The sequence below is a fragment of the Pseudomonas sp. MBLB4123 genome (assembly GCF_051904775.1).
GTDB lineage: Bacteria > Pseudomonadota > Gammaproteobacteria > Pseudomonadales > Pseudomonadaceae > Aquipseudomonas > Aquipseudomonas benzenivorans_B.
On record NZ_CP196711.1, the window covers coordinates 3,252,206 to 3,275,101 of the forward strand.

18 protein-coding genes and 1 pseudogene are annotated in these 22,896 nt (G+C 64.7%); all 19 read left to right on the forward strand.

Annotated elements, in window-relative coordinates:
* Positions 1-4 precede the first annotated feature (4 nt).
* The 19 genes and pseudogenes from ACSX1C_RS15045 (at position 5) to ACSX1C_RS15135 (ending at position 22,895) form a co-directional block, all read left to right on the forward strand.
* Complete coding sequence (locus ACSX1C_RS15045; RefSeq protein WP_439889427.1) at positions 5-1,516, forward strand: sigma-54 interaction domain-containing protein; 1,512 nt, start codon at positions 5-7, stop codon at positions 1,514-1,516.
* A 103-nt stretch (positions 1,517-1,619) separates the two neighbouring features.
* A pseudogene (locus ACSX1C_RS15050) lies at positions 1,620-2,078 on the forward strand (putative adhesin); the annotation flags it as partial.
* Between the two features lie 165 nt (positions 2,079-2,243).
* Positions 2,244-4,334, forward strand: a complete 2,091-nt coding sequence (locus ACSX1C_RS15055) for a type VI secretion system Vgr family protein (protein WP_439889428.1) — start codon at positions 2,244-2,246, stop codon at positions 4,332-4,334.
* Positions 4,331-5,185 (forward strand): DUF4123 domain-containing protein, encoded by an 855-nt coding sequence (locus ACSX1C_RS15060; RefSeq protein ID WP_439886798.1) that lies wholly within the window; start codon positions 4,331-4,333, stop codon positions 5,183-5,185. Before ACSX1C_RS15055 ends, ACSX1C_RS15060 begins: the two co-directional genes overlap by 4 nt.
* A gap of 34 nt (positions 5,186-5,219) precedes the next feature.
* Positions 5,220-5,849 (forward strand): DUF2931 family protein, encoded by a 630-nt coding sequence (locus tag ACSX1C_RS15065; protein ID WP_439886799.1) that lies wholly within the window; start codon positions 5,220-5,222, stop codon positions 5,847-5,849.
* An 11-nt stretch (positions 5,850-5,860) separates the two neighbouring features.
* Positions 5,861-6,490 carry a DUF2931 family protein gene (locus ACSX1C_RS15070; RefSeq protein WP_439886800.1) on the forward strand — a complete coding sequence of 210 codons (630 nt, stop codon included), beginning with the start codon at positions 5,861-5,863 and terminating at the stop codon, positions 6,488-6,490.
* A gap of 3 nt (positions 6,491-6,493) precedes the next feature.
* Positions 6,494-6,676 carry a hypothetical protein gene (locus ACSX1C_RS15075; RefSeq protein WP_439886801.1) on the forward strand — a complete coding sequence of 61 codons (183 nt, stop codon included), beginning with the start codon at positions 6,494-6,496 and terminating at the stop codon, positions 6,674-6,676.
* A gap of 77 nt (positions 6,677-6,753) precedes the next feature.
* Positions 6,754-7,296: a DUF2931 family protein gene (locus tag ACSX1C_RS15080; protein WP_439886802.1), complete on the forward strand. Its 543-nt coding sequence runs from the start codon at positions 6,754-6,756 to the stop codon at positions 7,294-7,296.
* Complete coding sequence (locus ACSX1C_RS15085; RefSeq protein ID WP_439886803.1) at positions 7,293-8,654, forward strand: T6SS phospholipase effector Tle1-like catalytic domain-containing protein; 1,362 nt, start codon at positions 7,293-7,295, stop codon at positions 8,652-8,654. The genes ACSX1C_RS15080 and ACSX1C_RS15085 overlap by 4 nt, the downstream gene beginning before the upstream one ends.
* 53 nt (positions 8,655-8,707) lie before the next feature.
* The gene (locus ACSX1C_RS15090; protein ID WP_439886804.1) at positions 8,708-8,842 is read left to right on the forward strand and encodes a type VI secretion protein; all 135 of its coding nucleotides are present in this window, start codon (positions 8,708-8,710) and stop codon (positions 8,840-8,842) included.
* A gap of 19 nt (positions 8,843-8,861) precedes the next feature.
* A complete protein-coding gene (gene tagH / locus ACSX1C_RS15095) occupies positions 8,862-10,058 on the forward strand; it encodes a type VI secretion system-associated FHA domain protein TagH (RefSeq protein WP_439886805.1) in 1,197 nt (398 codons plus the stop codon).
* 5 nt (positions 10,059-10,063) lie between these two features.
* On the forward strand, positions 10,064-10,543 hold the full coding sequence (gene tssJ / locus ACSX1C_RS15100; RefSeq protein WP_439886806.1) for a type VI secretion system lipoprotein TssJ: 480 nt from the start codon (positions 10,064-10,066) through the stop codon (positions 10,541-10,543).
* A gap of 3 nt (positions 10,544-10,546) precedes the next feature.
* Positions 10,547-11,878: a type VI secretion system baseplate subunit TssK gene (gene tssK, locus ACSX1C_RS15105; RefSeq protein ID WP_439886807.1), complete on the forward strand. Its 1,332-nt coding sequence runs from the start codon at positions 10,547-10,549 to the stop codon at positions 11,876-11,878.
* A 1-nt stretch (position 11,879) separates the two neighbouring features.
* Positions 11,880-12,761 (forward strand): type IVB secretion system protein IcmH/DotU, encoded by an 882-nt coding sequence (gene icmH / locus ACSX1C_RS15110; protein ID WP_439886808.1) that lies wholly within the window; start codon positions 11,880-11,882, stop codon positions 12,759-12,761.
* Entirely contained in the window at positions 12,758-16,297 is a 3,540-nt protein-coding gene (gene tssM / locus ACSX1C_RS15115; protein WP_439886809.1) for a type VI secretion system membrane subunit TssM, read from the forward strand. Before icmH ends, tssM begins: the two co-directional genes overlap by 4 nt.
* The gene (locus ACSX1C_RS15120) at positions 16,297-17,031 is read left to right on the forward strand and encodes a PP2C family protein-serine/threonine phosphatase (protein WP_439886810.1); all 735 of its coding nucleotides are present in this window, start codon (positions 16,297-16,299) and stop codon (positions 17,029-17,031) included. Before tssM ends, ACSX1C_RS15120 begins: the two co-directional genes overlap by 1 nt.
* A 10-nt stretch (positions 17,032-17,041) precedes the next feature.
* Positions 17,042-18,046 (forward strand): serine/threonine-protein kinase, encoded by a 1,005-nt coding sequence (locus tag ACSX1C_RS15125; protein ID WP_439886811.1) that lies wholly within the window; start codon positions 17,042-17,044, stop codon positions 18,044-18,046.
* 37 nt (positions 18,047-18,083) lie between these two features.
* The gene (gene tssI / locus ACSX1C_RS15130) at positions 18,084-20,132 is read left to right on the forward strand and encodes a type VI secretion system tip protein TssI/VgrG (protein ID WP_439886812.1); all 2,049 of its coding nucleotides are present in this window, start codon (positions 18,084-18,086) and stop codon (positions 20,130-20,132) included.
* Positions 20,133-20,183: 51 nt separating this feature from the next.
* Positions 20,184-22,895: a hypothetical protein gene (locus tag ACSX1C_RS15135; protein ID WP_439886813.1), complete on the forward strand. Its 2,712-nt coding sequence runs from the start codon at positions 20,184-20,186 to the stop codon at positions 22,893-22,895.
* Position 22,896 lies beyond the last annotated feature (1 nt).

Consider the following 22,896-nt stretch of genomic DNA (forward strand, 5'->3'; position numbering starts at 1 on the left):
GCCCCTGTTCGACCAGGTGCCGCAGCCGCTGCGCTATGCCGAGGCGCTGCTGCAACGCTTCGCCGACCTGGCCCGGGCGGCGGACGCCGAGCGCCTGCTCGGCGGCCTGGTCGAGGCCGCCGCGCAACTGGCCAGCTGCGAGCTGAGCCAGCTGTACCTGCTGGACGCGACCCATACCCGCCTGACCCTGAGCGCCGAGTGGCAGGACGGCCTGCTGCAGCCGCGCGAACGCGACAGCCTGCCGAGCGACTACGACGGCGAGCAGCTGCTGCAGTTCTGCCTGTGCCAGAACCAGGTCCTCAGCCTGCACGAGCTGGACCGCAGCCTGCACCAGACCGGCTTCCTGCCGGATGCCGCCCAGCCCTGGCGCAGCCTGCTGTGCCTGCCGCTGCTGGATGAACACCGGCGGGTCAGCGGCCTGCTACTCTGCGCCAGCCAGCTGTCGCGCGACCTGCAGGGCTTCGCCGGCTCCCTCGGCCAGCTCGGCGCCTTCGTCATCGCCCAGCTGCACCTGCTGCAACGCCTGCGCGCGCCCAGCGGCGAGAAGCCGCTGGCCAGCCCGCCCACGCCCTGCGCCAGCGGCTACGGCCTGATCGGCGACAGCCCGCGCATGCGCGGCGTCTACCAGCTGATCGGCAAGGTGCTGCACAACCCGGTCAGCGTGCTGCTGACCGGCGAGACCGGCACCGGCAAGGAGCTGGTGGCCCGCGCCATCCACGACTGCGGCCTGCGCCGCAGCCAGGCCTTCGTCGTGCAGAACTGCGCCTCGCTGCCGGAGAACCTGCTGGAGAGCGAGCTGTTCGGCTACCGCAAGGGCGCCTTCACCGGCGCCGAGCGCGACCGCAAGGGCCTGTTCGATGCGGCCGACGGCGGCACCCTGTTCCTCGACGAGATCGGCGACATGCCCCTGGCCCTGCAGGCCAAGCTGCTGCGCGTGTTGCAGGAAGGCGAGGTACGGCCGCTGGGCTCGACCTCGACGCACAAGGTCGACGTGCGCATCGTCGCCGCCACCCACCGCGACCTGCGTGCCCTGGTCGAGGAGGGGCGCTTTCGCGAAGACCTGTTCTATCGCCTGTCGCACTTCCCCATCGAACTGCCGCCGCTGCGCGAGCGCGACCAGGACATCCTGCGCCTGGCCCGACACTTCGCCGACCAGGCCAGCGCCTTCCTCCAGCGCGAGACCTGCCGCTGGGCCGACACCACCCTGGAGCAGCTGGCCGGCTACGCCTTCCCCGGCAACGTGCGCGAGCTCAAGGGCCTGGTCGAGCGCGCGGTGCTGCTGTGCGAAGGCGGCGAACTGCTGCCCGAGCACTTCAACCTGCGCCAGGACGACGACAACGTCGACAACACCCTGAACCTGCGCGAGCGCCTGGAACGGGTCGAGCGCAACCTGCTGCTCGACTGCCTGCGCAAGAACCGCGGCAACCAGAGCCAGGCCGCCCGCGAGCTGGGCCTGCCCCGGCGCACCCTGCTGTACCGCATGGACCGGCTGAGTATCAGCCCTGCGGACGTTTAAGGCTTAAGGAGACGAGCATGTTCGATGCAGCCCAGCAGACCCATTGCCGCCGCGCAGACGCAGCGGCGGCTCAGCACGCCCCCAACCGAGCAGGAGTTCGCCCATGAAGCCCACACCGGCCAACGCGACGGCACTCGGCGAACACTTCTACCTGTTCCAGAAAACGCCCGGGCAACCCAGCAGGAAACTGATCATCACCAGCCACGGCGCCTTCGTGCCGGGCATGCACCTGGACGTACCGGCCGATACCGCGCTGGTGTTCTACGGCCCGGACGGCAAGACCCTGAGCGACCCCGGCTTGGGCAACGTCATGCGCGGCGAAGTGCAGCCTTACGAGCGTAAGGAAGCCGGCAACCAAACCCGCAACTATCTGCTCTCCAAGTACAGCGATGACCAGTATGGTTCGATCGCCTACGGGGCGAAGCTGGAGGGGGTCGACGTGCTGACGGTGCGCAACCGCAAGACCCCGGCGCTGTTCCTGGCTAACAGCAAGATCGCCCTGAGCGATGCCCTCAGTGAGCTGTCCAAGCACGGGCTGCAGTACGACGAGGTCCACTGCGTCTTCTGCCGCAACTTCCTGCTGCACCCCAAGCCTGCGACCCACGTTGCCGCCACCGCGCTGCAACCCCAGGCCGCCCTCGTGACCCCGGCCCCGCCCAAGAGCGCCGTGTCGGCTGGCGCGGTCACCACCGCCCTGATCGGCCGGGCGGCCGGCGCCGCGGCCAGCCTGTGGTCGCACCGTTTCAGCCTGGACGTCAGCGGCGCCGCCCAGGATTTGCAGGTGCTCGAGTTCAGCGGCCGCGAGGCCATCAGCCAGCCCTTCGCCTTCGAGGTGGAGCTGGTCAGCGAACGCCCCGACCTCGACCTGGAAGCCCTGCTGCATCGGCCGGCCTTCCTCGCCCTGTCGACAGCCGGCAACGGCATCCACGGGCACATCTACCGCTTCGCCCAGGGCGAGTCCGGCAAACGCCTGACCCGCTACCACCTGAGCCTGAGGCCGCAGCTGGCCTACCTGGCGCACCGCGTCAACCAGCGCATCTTCCAGCACCTGACGGTGGAGAAGATTATCGGCCAGGTGCTCGAGGAGCACGGCATCCAGGCCAACGCCTACCGCTTCCAGCTCGGCTCGGTGTACCCCGAGCGCGAGTACTGCGTGCAATACGACGAGAGCGACCTGCACTTCATCCAGCGCCTGTGCGAGGAAGAAGGCATCCACTACCACTTCCAACACAGCGCAGACGGCCATGTGCTGGTATTCGGCGACGATCAGACGGTATTCCCCAAGCTGGCCCCCACCGCTTACCAGCAAGACAGCGGCCTGGTGGCCGACGACCCGGTGATCAAGCGCTTCGGCCTGCGCCTGGAAACCCGCACCAGCCGGGTGACCCGCCGTGACTACGACTTCGAGAAGCCGCGCCTGCTGATGGAGGCCGCCTTCACCAGCGAATTCAGCCCGGACCTGGAGGACTACGACTACCCCGGCCGCTTCGTCGAGCGCGAACGCGGCAGGCACCTGAGCCAGCGCGCCCTGGAGCGTCACCGCCACGACTACGAGCAGGCCCAGGGCGAAGGCGATCAGCCGCTGCTGGTCAGCGGCCACTTCCTCGAGCTCGGCGACCATCCGCGCCAGGACTGGAACCAGCTGTGGCTGCTCACCGAGATCCATCACGAGGGCAAGCAGCCCCAGGTGCTGGAAGAGTCGGTGACCAGCGACGTCGAGTCCCGTGACGGCTTTACCCAGGGCTACCGCAACCGCTTCAGCGCCACCCCCTGGGACGTGGCCTTCCGCCCGGCCCTGCGCCATCCCAAGCCCCAGGTGCTGGGCAGCCAAACCGCCGTGGTCACCGGCCCGGCCGGCGAGGAAATCCACTGCGACCGGTACGGCCGGGTCAAGGTGCAGTTCCACTGGGACAGGCACGGCCAGGCCGACGACAAGACCAGCTGCTGGCTGCGCGTGTCCAGCAGCTGGGCGGGCGACCGCTACGGCGCCATCGCCATCCCGCGCATCGGCATGGAAGTGCTGGTGACCTTCCTCGAAGGCGACCCCGACCAGCCACTGGTCACCGGCTGCCTGTACCACGCCGAGCACCTGGTGCCCTACGACCTGCCCGCGAACAAGACCCGCAGCCTGTTCAAGACCCTGAGCAGCCCCGGCGGTGGCGGCTACAACGAACTGCGCATCGAGGACCGCAAGGGCCAGGAACAGATCTACCTGCACGCCCAGAAGGACTGGGACGAAAACATCGAACACGACCAGAAGATCCGCGTCGGCCACCAGCGCCACGACAGCGTCGAGGCCAACAGCCACAGCGAGTTCAAGGCCGAGGAACACCGCACCACCCACCTCGATCGCAAGGTCGAGGCCCGCAGCGACGACCACCTGAGCGTCGGCCAGAAGCAGCACGTGAAGGTCGGCAGCGGCCAGTACGTCGAGGCCGGCAACGAGATCCACTACTACGCCGGCAGCAAGGTGGTGATCGACGCCGGCATGGAACTCACCGCAGCCGGCGGCGGCAGCTTCCTCAAGCTCGACCCCGGCGGCGTCACCCTGAGCGGCGCGACTATCAAGCTGAACTCCGGCGGCGGCCCGGGCACAGGCTCGGGCATCAAGATCAAGCCGCCGGTCATCCCCAATGCGGCGGACAAGGACAAGGCCGGCGAGCTGACCCAGCAGGCCCTGCTCAACAGCGTACCGCCCGTGCCGAAGCGCACCAGCCTGACCCCGCTACGCCTGGTCACCGCCGCCGAGCAGGCCGTGCCCTTCTGCAAGGAGTGTGCGGAAAAACGCGCCCAGGCCATGGCAGGTAATGCGCCATGAAGCGGTTTCACAACTGGTTGAGCGACTGGCAGCAACGCGCGGCGGACGAGCAGCAGGCAGTCTATGCCCTGCTCGACGGCGCCCAGGACAGCAAGCTGCTGCAACACATCTGGACCGCGCACCCCGACCCTCAAGCCGAGAGCCTGTTCCTGCAAACCCCGCGCGCCGAACTGAGCGAACAGGGCCCCTGGCTGCTGCGCCTGGATGGCGAACCGGTGCTGTGGCAGAAATTGCTGGCCCAGCTGGAGCAGCGCCCGCTGGGCATCCTGATCGCCAGCCCGGCCCCGCTGGCAGAGCTGGCCAAACATCTGCGCCACCTGCTCGACGCCCGCCTGGCCGATGGCGAGCTGGCGCTGATGCGCTACTACGACCCGCAGGTGATGGTCGGCCTGCAAGACCCGGCCTGCGCCTACTGGCGCGCCCATGCCATCCGCGCCGGCGAAGCCTGGGCCGCCTGGCCGCCGCTGGAGGCCCGCGACTGCCACCTGCCAGGCCCCGCCAGCGACGTAGCACCGCTGCCCTTGGCGCCCGCGGAAATCGCCATAGACACGGACATGCAACATGCCCTGGCCCGCGCCAGCGCCGTGCCGCGCCTGCTCGGCCAACTGCACCAGCACTACCCCGAGCCCCTGGCGCAGTGGACCGCTCAGGATCAATACCAGTGGGCAGTGCAACTGGATAAGCGTCTGCAGCAACACGGCATCAGCGACCGCCAGGACAGGTTGTTTCTCGCGGTACTGGCGCTTGAGCAGGGTGAGCAATTTTGGCAGGAACCACAGGTACAAGCGGCACTGGAGCGTAAGCAATCAAATCCAGATATAGCGTTAAGCGAACTGTTGTTGGCGCAATGATCGATTAGAGCAATAAACTCAAGAGAATCACCAGATGAATACACTAATAGTCAAGTACCACCCAACACGCTTATTCATTGCATTTCTTGCACTACTTGCAATCAATGGTTGCCACAGCAGCACCGCCAAAGTAGAGATGGCCGATTATGGTTACGCAATTGGTTCCAGTGGCCCAGTGGAAGGTATAGAAGTCGTATTCAAGAGTGGGGATATTGATTTCCTCCCCGGTAACGGGGGCTATCTAGGCAAAGGTTGGAGCAATCCCAACGATCCTAGTAGCCTACCTGAGGCTGGTGCGATTTATGGAAGAACCGGCCAAGATATTTTGCCGAAAATAATTTACGCCCGCTGGTTCTCTTACAAGAATCAAAAATTCTATGCAGCCAACATTGATGTCACCACATCGCTCCCAAGACTATTTAGTGAGTTCTCACAGGCTTATGGAGAGAACACCTCAGAACCGACAATTATTTTGGGTCTTGGCGTTGACGGTGAGATAGCCGCAACTCTCAAAACATCCTGCAGCTATATCTATGTTTGCGGAAAAAATCGCAAATTAGTAAAAATTGCATCAGGCGTCGGCCAGGAGGTTGAAGGCGACTCAAACGCCTACATGCCAATAACTAAGCAATTAATCCGCAGGGGCGACATTGAGCCAATCTAAGGGATAACACCATGAGCCCCATAAGACTTCTATCGACCATAATTTTTATCTTGACAATTGCTGGCTGCACAAGCCATGCGAACAGCAATTCTTCAGTCCGGGCGGACTATGGCCTAGGCTTTAGCTCGAATGCTCCTGTTGATACGAAAGAGCTTGTTTTGAGCAATGGACATGAGGAACTGATCAGCTCTGGAGGTGGCTTTCTCGGTGGAGGATTCTGGAACCCTGATGACCCAGACAGCATGCCGGACGGAGGTAAGTTTCACATTCTAATCGGAGAAAACATCGTTCCTACTAGCGCTCGGGCAGTGTGGTTTTCCTACCGCAACCAGAAATTCTATGAAGCAGACATAAAATTTATACCCAACCTCCCAGAGCTCTTCGAAGAGTACAAAACAGCATTTGGTAAAAACACTTACAGGCCAACCATCATTTTTGGTTTTGGACAAAACGGCGAGATAAAATCCGTTCTCTCCACCTCATGCTCATACCAATATGAATGTGGTAAAAGCGAGAAAAAAGTAACCATCGCATCCGGAAAAGGCAGCGAAATACCGGGCGACACAAAGGTCTACCTGCCAATCACCAAACAACTTGTCAAACAAGGAAGACTCAAGCCAATTCCCGGCATCGAGGAGTAACTTATGGATAAGCTTACAACGAATTTTGCCATGGATATCAGCAAGAAAACATCATTTGGCGCTAATGATGGCTCCCTGCGTCACAAGTGGCTACCGGTATTTTCGATGAGATCGACAATAACAGCAACACACTACAAAAATAGCGAAAGCCTCCACGCGGACGAGGGACAGGAAGCATGTATCTAATTAAACTTCTGGCCACACTATTTTTAATATCATCAATCACTAGTTGCGCCAGTCACTCGTCCAGCAACAATCAGAAAATGGCAGAGTATGATTTGGTTTTCGGATCAAGTGCATATGTACATGTTCAAGAGGTGCTACTCAAGAGTGGCGATCAACAGATGCATAGCTCAGGAGGCGGGGTCCTCGGTGGCGGATGGAAAAACCCAAATGACCCCCGTAGCCTACCTACTGGTGGAAAAATACATATTCTAGCCGGGGAACAGATTGTCCCACGAAGCGCATACGCACGATGGTTCTCATATGAAGAACAGAAATACTATCAAGCGGAAATCATTTTCCCAGAAAATCTCTTTGAAACAATTTCGGAATTCGCGACGGCATTCGGGGAAAACACATCAGAGCCTGCCATTATATTTGGCTTTTCACCAGACGGGAAGATTAAGGTCTCAATCGAAAGCTCTTGCAGCTACATCTATGAGTGCGGGAAAAACAATAAATCCAGAGAAATTGCATCAGGCCAGGGCGCGCCTGTTAGCGGCGATCCTAATATATACCTCCCGATAACCAAGCAATTGATACGCAGGGGCGACATTGCACCAATAAAAGGGATAATGCCATGAGCCTTTCAGCTATTAACAACGCCTTTGAAACAAGCAAGAAAATTTCAGCAGGCCAAGACGACGGAGCGCTTTGCTGCGAAATCCCGCAAATAATTGTCGGTATATTTTTCGACGGAACTGGCAACAACAAAGAGAATGACAGAAAAAGCTCGACGCGCGCGCTTACGAATATTGCAAAGCTTTCAGATTTATATGATCAAGATAACGAAACCAAGTTCCTCATTTACACACAAGGAATCGGCACTCTTGAATCGAAAGATGACAGTTTACTGGGTCTTGGCTTTGGCATTGGGTCAACAGGTGGAGAAGCCCGGTTACACGAAGCCAGGACCAGACTACATGATTTAGTCTTAAAGAAACTCCCACAGAGCGTCGGCGAAATTGTATTCGACGTATTCGGCTTTAGTCGAGGCGCTGCTCTAGCGCGGCACTTCGTCAATATGATCAGGCATGGCCTGCCTGATTTTAACGGCAAGAAAGAAACCGTTTCGCTCTGGGACGTCAAGCTCAACCCCAATCTATTGATGGCCCGCAAGCCCTATAGCCAACACCAGGGCGGCCGCAAAGGCCCGCCACGCCGTGTGGTGGATGTGTACCCGCGCAGCACGGTGAAGACTCGGGTGCGCTTCGTTGGCCTGTACGACAGCGTCGGCTCCTTCTACTGGCCGGGCAACGACGATGAGGGCAACTTCAACCTCAACCTGAAGGCCGAGTCCGCCCAATATGTCTATCACCTGGTCGCCGGCCAGGAGGTGCGCGAGAAGTTCCCACTGACCTCGGTGAAGAATGGCGCTGCCGCACCCTCGCACTTCGTCGAACTGACGGGCGTGGGCGTGCATTCGGATATCGGCGGCGGCTACGCCGACCCCGCCCGGGACTCGGCGAATATCGAGCGCGTGGTTCGCGAGCGCTACAGCCTCAGCGGCTTCGACCCCAAGGAGCGGGCGCAGAAGCATGCGTTTATCGCCCAAGCCCGCGCCAAGGCGGCGGCCAATGGCTGGACGTGCGAGGTGCGCGGCAACACCGTCTATCTGATCGACGAACGCCACACCCGCCCCCAGCTGGCTCACCTGGGCCTGCACCGCATGCACCAGGAGGCGCTGTCGCGTCAGGTGCCGCTTCTCGAGCTGCCGGACGACGAGCTGCACCGCATCCCCGACGACCTCAAGCCCTATGCCGAGCTGTCCTTCGACACGGCGGGGCATGCCAGTGCCTTGGCGGCTATCGAGGCGCTCGACCCGCCCTATATCCACACCTCGGCCTTCCGCTACCCGCTGGGTGTCGAGCAACTGCCGCACACCCCGGAAAAGTCCGGCACGCGGCGCATCTTCCCCAACCTGCCGGAGCAGGCCAGCTGATGCCGCGCCTGACCTCCGACCCGACCCCATTCGAACCGCAAGGAGCCTCTTCGATGCTGCACCGTTACTACCCCGCCGCCCTGCTCGCCCTGGCCCTGTGCCTCGCCGGCTGCAGCGGCAACTACAAGTTCAGCGACGACGACTACCGCCCCCTGGGCGACCCGCAAGCCGAAACCCGCGGCAACTGACCGCTAGGAGCAATACACCATGGAACTGGTCTTCGATGTGGTCAGTGCACAGCAGTTCGTGCCAGGTCTAATGACCACCAAAACCTTCAAGCAGGCCGGCGGCGTCATCGGCCGGGCGGAGGACTGCGACTGGGTGATCCCCGATCGCAAGCGCGTGCTCTCCGGCCGTCATGCCGAGGTGAGCTACCGTGACGGCGCCTTCTACCTGACCGACACCAGCAGCAACGGCGTGCAGCTCAAGGACAGCGGCGCCAGCCTGCGCAAGGGCGAGCCGCAGCGCGTCGAGCACGGCAGCGTGTACTGCCTGGGCGACTTCGAGATTCGCGCGCGGCTGATCCGCGACCCGGCGCTGTTCGAGGGCGATATCGGCCGCCCGCAGCCGGCCGGCAGCATCATTCCCGACGATGCCTTCCTCGACCTCGACCCGCTCACCGCCCTGGAGCAGCAGGAACGGGTGTACGCCGAGGCCGACGACCTCACCGCGATCATCCGCCCGCACACGGTGCAGGCGCAGCAGCGCGACTACGCGCAGATCGACGAGGAGAACCTGCGGGTGCCCGAGTTGGTGATGCCCACCCCGGCGCCGCAGCCCAAACCCGCCCCCGAGCCGCAGCGCCTGCCGCCGAGTTTCTGGGAGCAGTTCGGCGAGGCCCTCGGGGTGCGCCTCGACGACCTCGACGAAGACGCCCGCGAGGCCCTGGCGCTGAACGCCGCCAAGCTGCTCAAGCAGAGCGTCGGCAGCCTGCAGCAGAGCCTGCGCACCCGCAGCGAGCTGAAGAACGAGATGCGCCTGGCCCTGACCACGGTGCAGAGCGCCGGCAACAACCCGCTCAAGCACAGCGGCGATGCCAGCGAAGCGCTGCACGCCCTGCTGCGCGGCGGCAAGGCCGGCCAGCTGCCTGCCGAGCAGGCGATCAACCGCGGCTTCCGCGACCTGCAGGCACACCAGGTGGCGCTGCTGGCCGCCAGCCGCGCGGCGGTCAAGGGCCTGTTCGAGCAGCTGTCGCCGGAGCAACTGGCGCTACGCTTCGAGCGCGAGGGGCGCAAGCCGCTGATCGCCACCGCCGGCAGCCGCTGGCGCGCCTATCGCCGCCTGCACGGTGCCCTGCAACAGAACGACGACTGGAGCGAGCGCCTGTTCGCCCGCGATTTCGCCCAGGCCTACGAAGAACAGGTGCGCCTGATCGCCACCCTCAACACCGACGCTCAAGGATGACCCCCATGCTCCGCTTACCCCTTTTCGCCCTGCTCGCCAGCCTGCTGGCCCTGGCCGGCTGCTCGGCGCTGTCGCCCTACTCGACGATGACCAAGCTCGACCTCGAGCTCAGCGGCAGCGACCAGCTCAACCCGGACCTCAATGGCCGGCCCTCGCCCATCGTCCTGCGCCTGATCGAACTCAAGCACCCGGTGGCCTTCGCGAACGCCGATTTCTTCTCCCTCTACCAGCGGCCGAAGAAGGCCCTGGCGCCGGATCTGGTGACCCAGGAGGAGCTGGAACTGCGCCCCGGCGAGACCCGTCGGCTGAAGCTGTTCGTGCAGGAGGGCAGCCGCTACGTCGGCGTGCTCGCGGCCTACCGCGACCTGCCGGAGACCAGCTGGCGCTACGTCATCCCGCTGCAGGCGCAGGCGCGCAACCAGGTCGCCCTGACCCTGGATGCCCAGGGCATCCAGACGCCCGACGACGCCAAGGACGAGGAATAAGCCATGACCATGCACAAGGTGGTCTGGCAGGAAGGCATGCTGCTGCGCCCGCAGCACTTCCAGCAAAGCGACCGTTACTACGAGCATCAACTGAAGACCCGCACCCAGAAGCTGGCCAGCTACGCCTGGGGCTTCTTCGAGCTGGAGATCGACCGCCAGTTCCTCAACATGGGCAAGCTGGTGGTGAGCAAGGCCAGCGGCGTGCTGCCCGACGGCAGCCTGTTCGACATCGGCGCCGAGCGCGAGCCGCTGGCCCTGGACGTGCCGCCGAACACCAGCAACGTGCCGGTGTACCTGGCGCTGCCGCTGGTCACCGGCAACCACATCGAGAGCCGCCGCCCCGAGCAGCAGGACGTGCTGGCGCGCTACACCGCCTTCGACGAGGAAGTGGCCGACTCCAACGCCGGCGACAACGCCTCCAGCCAGGTCAGCTGCGGCCGCCCGGATTTCCGCCTGCTGCTCGGCGAGCAGCAGAGCGACCAGGCCTACGTCAAGCTCAAGCTGTGCGACGTGCTCGACACCACCCCGGACGGGGTGATCAGCCTCGATCCGGAGTTCATCCCCACCTACGTCAACTTCCAGGCCTCCGGCTACCTGCTCTCCTGCCTCAAGGAGGTGATCAGCATGCTCGGCCACCGCGGCGACATCCTCGCCGAGCGCATCCGCGCCACCGGCAAGGTCGGCGGCGCCGAGGTCGGCGACTTCATGATGCTGCAGTTGATCAACCGCTTCGAGCCGGTACTGCGTCACTACCTGGGCATCGAGCAGGTGCACCCGGAGCAGATCTACCGCGAGCTGCTGGGCCTGCTCGGCGAGCTGGCGACCTTCTCCAGCGAGACCAAGCGCCCGCGCCTGGACAGCCGCTACCAGCACAGCGACCAGGGCTTGAGCTTCCGCAAGCTGATGGACGCGATCCGCCAGGTGCTGTCGATGGTGCTGGAACAGCACGCCATCGAGCTGCTGCTGCAACAGCGCCAGTACGGCATCCAGGTGTCGCCGCTGCACGACCACAAGCTGCTCGGCACCTCCGCCTTCGTCCTCGCCGCCAGCGCCCAGTGCGACTCCGAAGAACTGCGCCAGCGCCTGCCGGCGCACCTCAAGGTCGGCCCGGTGGAGCGCATCCGCCAGCTGGTCAACCTGCACCTGCCGGGGATCAAGGTCAAACCGCTGCCGGTGGCGCCACGGCAGATTCCCTTCCACTCCGGCAAGACCTACTTCGCCTTGGAGCTCGGCTCCGAGGACCTGGCGCAGCTGGAAAGCTCCGGCGGCTTCGCCTTCCACGTGTCCGGCGAGTTCTCCGGGCTTGAGCTGAAATTCTGGGCGATCAGGAACTGATATGACGACCAAGGACATGGAATACGGCCAGGACGACAAGACCGTCATCCTCAATCGCCAGGGCGATGCCCCGGCACACAGCCCGCTGACCGACTTCGCCGCGGCGCCGAAATTCGAGCAGCTGGAGGAGCGGATGATCTACGCCGCGCGCCTGCGCCCGGCGGAGAGCTTCAACATCAGCCTCAACCCCCTGGTGGCCGCGGCCTCCGCGCTGCTCTCGGAGGTGGTGCGGCTCAAGCACAGCTTCGAGACCGAGGAGCTGCACGGCCTGCACCAGCGCCTGTCGGGCGCGATCAAGCTGTTCGAACACCGCGCCCTGCACGACGGCGCCGAGAGCAGCCAGGTGATGGCCGCGCGCTACGTGCTGTGCACCGTGGTCGACGAGGCGGTGGTGACCACGCCCTGGGGCAACGAGAGCGAGTGGTCGCAGATGAGCCTGCTGTCCTCCTTCCACAACGAGACCTTCGGCGGCGAGAAGTTCTTCCAGCTGCTCGAACGCCTGTCGCGCAACCCGGTCAAGCACCTGCCGATGCTCGAACTCATGTACCTGTGCCTGTCGCTCGGGTTCGAGGGCAAGTACCGCGTGCTGCCGCGCGGCATGCTCGAGCTGGAGGCGGTGCGCGACAGCCTGTACCGGCAGATCCGCCAGATGCGCGGCGACGTGCCGCGGGAGATCTCGCCGCACTGGCAGGGCCTCAAGGACACCCGCCGACGCCTGGTGCGCATCGTCCCCTGGTGGCTGGTGGCGCTGTTCACCCTGGCCTGCCTGGGGGTGACCTATGCCGGCTTCGCCTGGGTCCTGGGCGAGCAGCGCGCGACCGTTCTGCAGCCGTACGAGCAACTCGACCCGTCCGCGGGTGCACTCATGGATGACCTGAAATGAAGAGTTTTTTCGGCAAATTAGCCGCATTTTTCCGCAAGACCTGGGTCTGGAGCCTGTGCCTGGTGCTGCTCCTGGCCCTGCTGGTGTGGTTCGTCGGTCCGCTGCTGGCGGTCGATGACTACAGGTTCTGGGAATCGGCCAGCAGCCGCCTGCTGAGCATCAGCCTGCTGTTCCTGCTGTGGGGCCTGGCCATGGTCTTCGCCAGCTGGAAGGCCACGGCGCGCAAGAAGGCCGAGGAGGACGACGCCGAGGCCCAGGAGCGCCTACGCCGCGAGGGCCTGATCGACGAGGAGCAGCTCGAGCTGCGCAACCGTTTCAAGGACGCCCTGCGCACCCTCAAGCGCTCCAGCCTGTACCGCGGACGCAGCGAGAAGTGGCGCAACGAACTGCCCTGGTACCTGCTGCTCGGCCCCCAGGGCAGCGGCAAGACCAGCCTGCTGGACTTCTCCGGCCTGGACTTCCCGCTCAACCGCGGTGAGAACCAGCGCCTGACCAAGGACGTCTCCGGCACCCGCTACGCCGACTGGTACTTCGCCGACCACGCGGTGCTGATCGACACCTGCGGCCGCTACCTGAGCCAGCCCGACCCGCAGGTCGACGGGCGCGCCTGGGACTGCCTGCTCGGCCTGCTGCGCAAGCGCCGCGCACGGCCGCTCAACGGCGTGCTGGTGAACATCCCGGTCGAGCAACTGCAGGGCGGCAGCGAAGTCGAGCTGGAGAACCTGGCGCGGCAGACCCGCCAGCGCCTGCACGAGATCCACCAGCGCCTGGGCGCCAACGTGCCGGTCTACCTGGTGCTGAGCAAGGCCGACAAGGTGCTCGGCTTCGACGAGTTCTTCGACCAGCTGTCGCGCGAGGAGAGCGAGCAGGTGCTCGGCGCCAGCTTCCGCAAGGAGCAGGACGCCACCGACGTCGCCGTGGTGCGCCAGGAGTTCGAAGAACTGCTGCGCCGCCTCAACAGCCAGGTCATTCTGCGCATGCACCAGGAGCGCGACACCCAGCGCCGCGGGCGCATCCTCGACTTCCCCCACCAGCTCGGGCAGATCGGCGAGCGCCTGTGCCTGTTCGTCGAGCTGGCCTTCAGCGGCAACCGCTACCAGCGCGCCAGCCAGCTGCGCGGCTTCTACCTGACCAGCGCGCCGCAACTGAGCGACGCGCTCGACCCGAGCACCAGCGGCATCGGCCGCAACCTGGGCCTGGCCAGCAGCGCCCTGCCGACCTTCCGCAGCGGCCGCGCGCGCTTCATCCACCAGCTGCTCGACCGGGTGATCTTCCCCGAGGCCGAGCTGGCCGGCCTGGACCAGAAGGAGGTGCGCCGCATCGACTGGGGCCAGCGCGCCATGTACGCCTGCGCCTTCGCCGTGCTGGCGCTGTTCGGCGTGCTCTGGGCCAGCGGTTTCTCCAGCAACCACGGGCGCCTGGAACAGCTGCGCGAAATCGCCCAGCAGCTGACCCGTCAGCACGGCGCCGTCGCCGCCCAGGACGACGCCCTGCGCACCCTCGAGGCGCTGGACAGCAGCCACGCCGCCACTCGGGTGTTCCCGCCGCGCGACGAGCTGTCCCTCCTGCAACGCGGCGGCCTGTACCAGGGCGAAGCGGTCGAGCCGACCCTGCAGCGCGCCTACCGCGGCGAGCTGGAGACCCTGCTGCTGCCCCGGGTCGCCCGCCAGCTGGAGGCGCAGATCCGCGCCAACCTGAACGACCGCGAACGCCTGCTCAACAGCCTGCGCGCCTACCTGATGCTCAACCTGGAAGAACGCCGCGATGCCGCCTTTCTGCAGGAGTGGCTGGCGGCCGACTGGTCGCTGCGCTACGCCGGCAACAGCGCCGCCCAGCAGGGCCTCAGCCAGCACTTCGAGCGCCTGCTGGCCGAACCCTTCGCCCCCTACGCGCTGAACGCGCCGCTGGTGGCCCAGGCGCGCCAGGTGCTGCGCAGCGAGTCGCTGGCGGCGGTGGTCTACCGCATGCTCCGCGAGCAGGCCCGCATCCTGCCGGACTACCGCCTGAGCCAGAAGCTCGGGCCCCAGGCCGGACTGTTCGTCGGCAGCGACTATGCCATCCCCGGCTTCTACACCCAGGCCGGCTACCAGAAACTGTTCGTCGCCCAGGGCGGCGACCTGGTGCGCGACATCCTGCGCGACAACTGGGTACTCGGCGAGGGCGACAGCCTGAGCAGCAACGACCTCGGCCGCCTGCTGGTGGAGATGGAGCAGCTGTACTTCCGCGACTACGCCAACTACTGGGGCGAAGCCCTGGCCCAGCTGAGTCTGGAGCCGCTGGCCAGCGCCAACCAGGGCGCCCTGCAGCTGGCCGGGCTGACCGCCGCCAACTCGCCGCTGCTGCAACTGCTGGTGGAGGTGCGCGACAACACCCGCTTCAAGGGCCTGGCCGAAGCCGCCAACGATGCCGGCGCGGCCGCCGAAGGGCTCAAGGGTGCCAAGGGCAAGCTGGGCAAGGCCGCCAAGCTGGCCAGCGCCGCCGCGCAGAAGACCCAGGAGGCCCTGGTCAAGAACCTGCCGGACACCGCGCGCAAGACCCTGGAGCGGCGCTTCGAGCCGCTGCACCGCCTGCTCGACGACAACGGCGGCGCCGGCGCCGAACTGGCCGGCAGCCTGCAGGCCCTGGACGCCTTGCAGCTGCAGCTGGCCGGCCTGGCCCACTCCAGCGCGCCGGAACAGGCCGCCTTCGAGCTGGCCAAGGCGCGCATGAGCGGCCGCCGCGACGCCATCAACCAGCTGCGCAGCAGCGCCGCCCGGCTGCCGCAGCCGATCGGCAACTGGCTGGCCCTGCTCGCCGAGGACAGCTGGATGCTGGTGCTCAATGACGCCTACCACTACCTCAACCAGCGCTACCAGAACGAGCTGTACGCCGCCTACGACGGCTCCCTGAAGCAGCGTTACCCGTTCAGCGCGCACAGCGAGAGCGACGTGGCGATCGCCGATTTCCGCGAGTTCTTCAAGGGCCAGGGCATCGCCCAGCGCTTCTTCGACGGCTACCTCAAGCCCTTCGTCAGCGGCAGCGCCGGCCAGTACCGCCTGCGCCAGGTCGATGGCCGCGGCCTGCCGCTGTCGCGCGAATTCCTGCTGCAGATGAGCCACGCGCAGACCATCCGCCGCAGCTTCTTCGCCGAAGACCCCAACGAGCCCAAGGTGCTGTTCAAGCTCGAGCCCTACTCGCTGGATTCCAGCCTCAGCCGCGCCGACTTCCGCTTCGGCAGCCGCCAGCTGGAATACCGCCACGGGCCCATCGTGCAGACCGCCTTCAGCTGGCCGGCCGAGGCCGACGAAGGCCGCACCAGCCTGGTGGTCGAGGAGCTCGGCGGGCGCCGCGTGGGCATCGAGAAGAACACCGGCCCCTGGTCGCTGTTCCGCCTGCTCGACCTGATGAAGGTGGACTACCACAGCGGTCGCGACGTGCTGATGCTCAAAGCCGATCTGGGCGGCCTGCGCGCCAACTACCTGCTGCACAGCCAGCGCTCGCCGAACCCCTTCGACCTCGGCCTGCTGCGCAGCTTCAAGCTGCCGGCGACGCTCTGATGCCGGCAGTCGCCACGCGCCGCTGGCGCAGCGCCGCGCGCACCGACACCGGCAAGGTGCGCGCGCGCAACGAGGACGCCTTCCTGGCCCTGCCGGAGCAGGGCCTGTGGGCGGTCGCCGACGGCATGGGCGGGCACCAGAACGGCGCCCTGGCCAGCCGCCTGATCGTCGAGCAGCTGGCCGAGTTGCCCGCCGCCGACGATCTGCAGCAGCGCCTGGGGCAGCTGCGCCAGTGCCTGCACGGGCTCAACCGGCACCTCAGCCAGGCGTTGACGGTGACCGCCGAGCGCCCGGATACGGTGATCGGCAGCACCGTGGTCGCCCTGCTGATCGAGGGCGAGCGCGCCGCCTGCGTGTGGGCCGGCGACAGCCGCTGCTATCTATGGCGCGGCAGCCGTCTGTATCAGCTCAGCCGCGACCACTCGCTGCGCCAGCAATTGATCGACGAACAGGGCCTGGCCCCGCAGGACGCCGCCCGGCACCCCGCGGCCCATGCCCTGACCCGCGCCATCGGCGCCAGCGAGGCGTTGCAACTGGAGATCCTCGAACTGGACGTGCTGCCCGGCGATGCCTTCCTGCTGTGCAGCGACGGCCTGTACCAAGGCCTGGCCGCCGACGAGCTGGGCGCCGCCCTCAACCTGCCCTCGCCGCAACTGGCGATGAACCGGCTGTTCCAGCAAGCCCTCGACGGCCCGGCGCGGGACAACCTGAGCGCCGTGGTGGTGCGTCGATGAGGAGGCGAGGATGAACGAGCCCGTGCTGGAGCCGCCCTCGCTGCCTGATGGCGAGGCCAGCGACCTGACCTACTTCGCCCTGGCCGCCACCGCGGCCCAGGCGCAGCCGGACCCCGCCCACGCGCCCGCACGGCTCGGCGAGCTGCCGGAGGTGCTGGGCGGGCGCTACCGCATCGAACGCCTGCTCGGCGTCGGCGGCATGGGTGCGGTGTACCGCGCCCGCGACCTGCTGCGCGAACAGTTCGGCGACCCCGAGCCCTATTTGGCGCTGAAGACCCTGAGCGACGACTTCGCCGAGTACCCGGACGCCAACACCCTGCTGTACAGCGAGTTCGCCCTCACCGCGCGGCTCAACCACCGCCACGTGGTGCGCCTGTTCGGCTTCGAGGTGGACCTGCCGAGCCAGCGCGCCTTCCTCACCCTGGAACTGCTCAAGGGCCCGACCCTCGACCAACTGCTCGGCGAGCGACCCGACGGCCTGGCCTGGCCGGAGCTGCGCGAGATCGCCATCGCCCTGCTCGAGGCCCTGAGCTATTCCCACGACCAGGGCGTACTGCACGGCGACCTCAAGCCCAGCAATGTGATGCTCGCCGCCGACGGCCTGCGCCTGTTCGACTATGGTCTCGGCCAGCCGCTGGAGGGCCTGCTGCCCGGCCTGCCGCGCCTGTGCCGCAGCCGCTTCGCCGCCTGGACGCCACGCTACGCCGCGCTGGAGCTGCTCGACGGCGCGCCGCTGTCCGCCACCGCCGATGTCTATGCCCTGGCCTGCGTGCTGTACGAGCTGAGCAGCGGTCGCCACCCCTTCCGCCGCCTCAGCGCCAAGCAGGCCAAGGCCATGCGCCTGGACCACGAACTGCAACGGCCGCCCCAGCTGCCGGCGCACTGCTGGCACGCCCTGCGCACGGCCCTGGCGTTCGACGAGGCACAACGCAACATCGGCTGCGCCGAGCTGCTGGAGGCGTTTCGCACGCCACCGCCGACGCGCCTGCAACGCTGGCTGCGCCGGGCGCGCTGACGGCATCAATGGATGAGTTCTGCACAAGGAAATCGCAATGTTCAATCCGGCCAATGAAAGCCATTTCAGCCTGAGCATCGAAGGCGTCGAGCACGACCTGCAGGTGCTCGCCTTCAGCGGTCGCGAGGCGATCAGCCAGCCCTATCGCTTCGAGCTGGAGCTGGTCAGCGAGCGCCCCGACCTCGACCTGCAGAGCCTGCTGCACCAGCGCGCCTTCCTCGCCTTCGCCCCCGGCGGCCCGGGCATCCACGGCCAGGTCTACCGCGTGGCCCAGGGCGAATCCGGCAAGCGCCTGACCCGCTACCGCCTGAGCCTGGTGCCGCAGCTGGCCTACCTGGCCCATCGCCACAACCAGCGCATCTTCCAGCACCTCACGGTGCCGCAGATCGTCGCCACCGTGCTGGAGGAGCACGGCATCCTCGCCGATGCCTACCGCTTCCAGCTCGGCCCCACTGTCTACCCCGAGCGCGACTACTGCGTGCAGTACGACGAGAGCGACCTGCACTTCGTCCAGCGTCTGTGCGAGGAGGAAGGCATCCATTACCACTTCGAGCACGGCCCCCAGGGTCACGTGCTGGTGTTCGGCGACGACCAGAGCGCCTTCGCCAAGCTCGGCCAGCCCACGGCCTACCTGCAGGACAACGGCATGACCGCCGATGAGCCGGTGATCAAGCGCCTGCGGGTACGCCTGGAAACCCGCACCAGCCGCACCACTCGCCGCGACTACGACTTCGAGCAGCCGCGCCTGCTGATGGAGGCCGCCTACCAGGCGCCCCGCGACGCCGAAGCCAAGCCGCTGCCGGACCTGGAGGACTACGACTACCCAGGCCGCTTCAGCGACCGCAAGCGCGGCAAGCACCTGAGCCAGCGCATGCTCGAGCGCCACCGCGCCGACTACCGCCTGGCCGAAGGCCACAGCGACCAGCCCAGGCTGCTCAGCGGCCACCTGCTGGAAATCTCCGACCACCCGCGCCGGGAATGGAACGACCTGTGGCTGCTCAGCGAAATCCACCACGAAGGCAAGCAGCCCCAGGTGCTGGAAGAGTCGGTGACCCACGACGTGCACATCGCTGATGGTTTCACTCAGGGCTACCGCAACCGCTTCACCGCCACCCCCTGGGACGTGCCCTTCCGCCCGCCGCTGGTCCACCCCAAGCCGCGCGTGCTCGGCAGCCAGAGCGCGGTGGTCACCGGGCCAGCCGGCGAGGAGATCCACTGCGACGAATACGGCCGAATCAAGGTGCAATTCCACTGGGACCGCCACGGCCAGGCCGACGACACCACCAGCTGCTGGCTACGGGTGGCGAGCAGTTGGGCCGGCGACCGCTACGGCGGCATCGCCATCCCGCGCATCGGCATGGAGGTGTTGGTCACCTTCCTCGAAGGCGACCCAGACCAGCCCCTGGTCACCGGCTGCCTGTACCACAAGGAACACCAGGTGCCCTACGACCTGCCGGCGAACAAGACCCGCACGGTGTTCAAGACCCTGAGCAGCCCGGGTGGCGGCGGCTACAACGAACTGCGCATCGAGGACCGCAAGGGCGCCGAACAGATCTACCTGCACGCCCAGAAGGACTGGGACGAGAACATCGAACACGACCAGCGCATCCGCGTCGGCAACGAGCGCCACGACACCGTCGAGGCCAACAGCTACACCGAACTGCAGGCCGAGGAACACCTCACGGTGCACGCCGACCGCAAGGTCCAGGTCAAACCCGACGACCACCTCACGGTCGGCCAGAACCAGCACATCAAGCTCGGCAGCGCGCAACTGACCAAGGCCGGCAAGGAAATCCACCTCAAGGCCGGGCAGAAGATGGTCATCGAGGCCGGCACCGAGCTGACCCTCAAGGCCGGCGGCAGCTTCATCAAACTCGACCCCGGCGGCATCACGCTCTCCGGCCCCCTGGCCAAACTCAACGCCGGCGGCGCGCCGGGCAAGGGCTCGGGCATCAAGATCAAACCACCGGTACTGCCGGGGGCGGCGGACAGCGACCAGGCGGGCAACCTGCTGGACGAGGCCCTGCTCAACCGGCTCGAACAGACCAAGAAGAAGCCCAAGCGCATGCTCAATTTCTCCGGCTGACAAGGACAACCGGCCTCCCGGCCACCAAGGATTAGGACCAGGTAAGAAACCATGAGCGACACCACCAAAGTTGAGAACTGGGCGTTTCCCTTCAAGACCGCTGGCGAGGCCAGCCAAGAGGTCACCGACCCGCAGCTGTATTACGACGCCCTGGCCAAGGCCCGCAGCGGCTTCTACCCCCTAGGCGCCAATGGCCTCTGGCACGGCGGCGTGCATTTCGACCAAGGCACCGGAGCACTGCTGAATCAGAGCGAGGTCCGCTGCATCGCCGATGGCGAGGTCATCGCCTATCGAATCGATGAGAGATACCCCGAGACTCTATACGGGGCCATAGTCCCCGGTAACGGCCCCGAACCGCTCGGGGCCAAATTTTCGACGGGATTCGTGCTGGTCAAACACCGCTTGGAACTACCAGCGATGCCGCCCACGACAACCCCCGCGACCGGCGATGCAGCCGCGTCTCCCGCGGCGGCGACACCTCCTGCCGCTGCCGCCCCCGGAGATTCGGCGCCCGCGCCCGAGGCCTTGACCTTCTACAGCCTGTATATGCACCTACTCGATTGGGCCGGCTACCAGGCTGCGACGGCCCCCAAACCGCCAGTGTTCCTCGCACCGAGCCAGTACTCGGTGAAGCACACCTCAGACGACCCACTGTCAGGCTTGCGCGTGCGTGCATTGCACGACGATGGCATGACCGGGGTACTCGCCTTGCTCCCTAAAGGCTGCAAAGTGACCCTGGGTGAAGCTCACAGCATAAAGCCTCAATTCAAGCAGTTACTCAGCGTCGATGAAGGCGCAGCAGTTCCTGCCTTGCCGGCTGGCGCGACTGGCTGGGTGTATACCGCTGAACTGACCGGCAATACCGTGGCGGATAAAGCCCAGGACACCGAGCCGGCCTTAACACTCAGCCATCAAGGTTTGCGCGTGCGCAAAGAAGGCAACCGCAACGGGGCCATCATTGGTGTACTACCGCGCGGCGCAACGCTCAAAGTCGGAGAGAAGCGGTCCGGCGGCTATTGCAAGGTGTTGGAGGTAATGGACTATCGCGGCGTACCTGCCCTACCGAATGGGCCAGATGGCAAACCGCTGGGCTATGTGTATTTCGATGAACTCGAAACAAAGCAAACCGCGCCCAGCGATCTTGGGCATGTCCATCTGTTGCCAGAACCACACGCGATCAAGGCCGGCGAGTTAATCGGTCATATCGGTCTCTATCAGGACCATGACGAATCAACGCCCAAGCCGCGTCTGCACCTGGAAGTATTCAGTTGCGAGGATGTGCCCGCTTTCATCGCAAAGAGCCGCGCTCGGGCCGCCAGCCTGCCGGCCGAGCAAAAAACCCTGCTGAAGATCCACAAGGGCGCGAGCAAGCTGATCCCGCACCGAACCGATTTCAGCGCCAGCAACCCTCCGAAAATCACCGACACGGGCGTCACCATTGCTGTCGAGCGGACCATTCCCGTCAGCGTGCTGGAAAGCCTGCCTGCCGAGCGCAAAATACAGGTCAGCGAAGCCGTGCCCGGCAGCACCACGCCGCGCATCACCCACTGGTGGCGACTCGACAACCTGCTGGCCGATGAAGCGGGGAAACTTATCAGCGGCTGGCTGGCAGAGCAGGAACTGATCACCACCCGGCACAGCCCCTGGGAATGGGAAGGCTTCGACTTCATTAGCGAAACCACCTGCGCGGCCGACCACCTCGCCTGCCATCTCGCCGCGGAGCGCCTGCTAACAGAAGCGGAGCAGCCCGACTACCAGGCCCAAATCAGCACCGCCGACCACGGCCCCATAAAGACCCGCCTGTACGACATCATCGACGGCGCCGATGGCAGCACCCGCGACAAAAAGCTGAGCGTGCGCGAGATACGAGCGGCCCTAAGCAAACCCTGGCACGCACAATCCATTTCTCGGCTGATCACACACTACGAGAGCGAGTGGTTCTGGAAAGAGGGCAAGTGGGATGAGCTGGATAAGCTTATGGAGCATACAGAGGAAGACCCAAATCCACAGTGGGTGCGAGAGAAAGAGCGGATTAAAAAACTCAGTTGGTGGAGTGAGCTGGCAGGTAAGCAAGGGACTAATGCGGATGGGCGGGTTTGGCATTTTCAGCCGGCGGGGATGGTTTTTAGCTTTGGCAAACTAGACGACGAGAATGATCTTAAGTGGCTAAAAGTACCAAAAGGACAATTAACTTTTGATGTAGAAGGGAATGATATTGTCAACTCTATACATTTTAGCCGAGTGGTTCACTGGCCCAAGGGTCCTTCAGGAGTGACCATCGGGAGAGGTTATGATCTTGGTCAGCGCCCTAACCCAGAAGCAGATCTTACAGAGGCAGGTGTGCCAGAGCCTCTATTTAGTTGGCTCATAAACGCAAAAGGTTTAAAAGGACAAGCCGCGAAATCATATTTAGATGCTGCAAGCGAAGAAATTAGGCAATTTCAAATCACAAGAAAACAACAATACAAACTTTTCATACCAGTCTATGAATTCATGAAAAGTGAAGTAATACGAATATCTGGATCACCCGCAAACATTGAAGACTATGGAGCTCTTACCTGGGAAACAACTGACAGTAAGATTCAAGACATTGCCGTTGACTTGATATATAGAGGCGACTATACGCCAAACACTAGGAAGTTAGTGCAGCAGTATATTGTCGACAACGACTTGCCTGCGCTAAGCACTACCATAGCTGACAGTTCAAAATGGCCTGGCGTGCCAAGCGACAGATTTAACAGACGAGCAAGTTACTTGAGGTAGC

Coding starts and splice junctions, on each gene's coding strand:
- ACSX1C_RS15070 (WP_439886800.1), top strand. CDS start 5,861: ATGAGCCCCATAAGACTTCTATCGACCATAATTTTTATCTTGACAATT.
- tssJ (WP_439886806.1), top strand. CDS start 10,064: ATGCTCCGCTTACCCCTTTTCGCCCTGCTCGCCAGCCTGCTGGCCCTG.
- ACSX1C_RS15060 (WP_439886798.1), top strand. CDS start 4,331: ATGAAGCGGTTTCACAACTGGTTGAGCGACTGGCAGCAACGCGCGGCG.
- tssK (WP_439886807.1), top strand. CDS start 10,547: ATGACCATGCACAAGGTGGTCTGGCAGGAAGGCATGCTGCTGCGCCCG.
- ACSX1C_RS15125 (WP_439886811.1), top strand. CDS start 17,042: ATGAACGAGCCCGTGCTGGAGCCGCCCTCGCTGCCTGATGGCGAGGCC.
- ACSX1C_RS15075 (WP_439886801.1), top strand. CDS start 6,494: ATGGATAAGCTTACAACGAATTTTGCCATGGATATCAGCAAGAAAACA.
- tagH (WP_439886805.1), top strand. CDS start 8,862: ATGGAACTGGTCTTCGATGTGGTCAGTGCACAGCAGTTCGTGCCAGGT.
- tssM (WP_439886809.1), top strand. CDS start 12,758: ATGAAGAGTTTTTTCGGCAAATTAGCCGCATTTTTCCGCAAGACCTGG.
- tssI (WP_439886812.1), top strand. CDS start 18,084: ATGTTCAATCCGGCCAATGAAAGCCATTTCAGCCTGAGCATCGAAGGC.
- ACSX1C_RS15085 (WP_439886803.1), top strand. CDS start 7,293: ATGAGCCTTTCAGCTATTAACAACGCCTTTGAAACAAGCAAGAAAATT.
- icmH (WP_439886808.1), top strand. CDS start 11,880: ATGACGACCAAGGACATGGAATACGGCCAGGACGACAAGACCGTCATC.
- ACSX1C_RS15080 (WP_439886802.1), top strand. CDS start 6,754: ATGGCAGAGTATGATTTGGTTTTCGGATCAAGTGCATATGTACATGTT.
- ACSX1C_RS15065 (WP_439886799.1), top strand. CDS start 5,220: ATGAATACACTAATAGTCAAGTACCACCCAACACGCTTATTCATTGCA.
- ACSX1C_RS15090 (WP_439886804.1), top strand. CDS start 8,708: ATGCTGCACCGTTACTACCCCGCCGCCCTGCTCGCCCTGGCCCTGTGC.
- ACSX1C_RS15120 (WP_439886810.1), top strand. CDS start 16,297: ATGCCGGCAGTCGCCACGCGCCGCTGGCGCAGCGCCGCGCGCACCGAC.
- ACSX1C_RS15135 (WP_439886813.1), top strand. CDS start 20,184: ATGAGCGACACCACCAAAGTTGAGAACTGGGCGTTTCCCTTCAAGACC.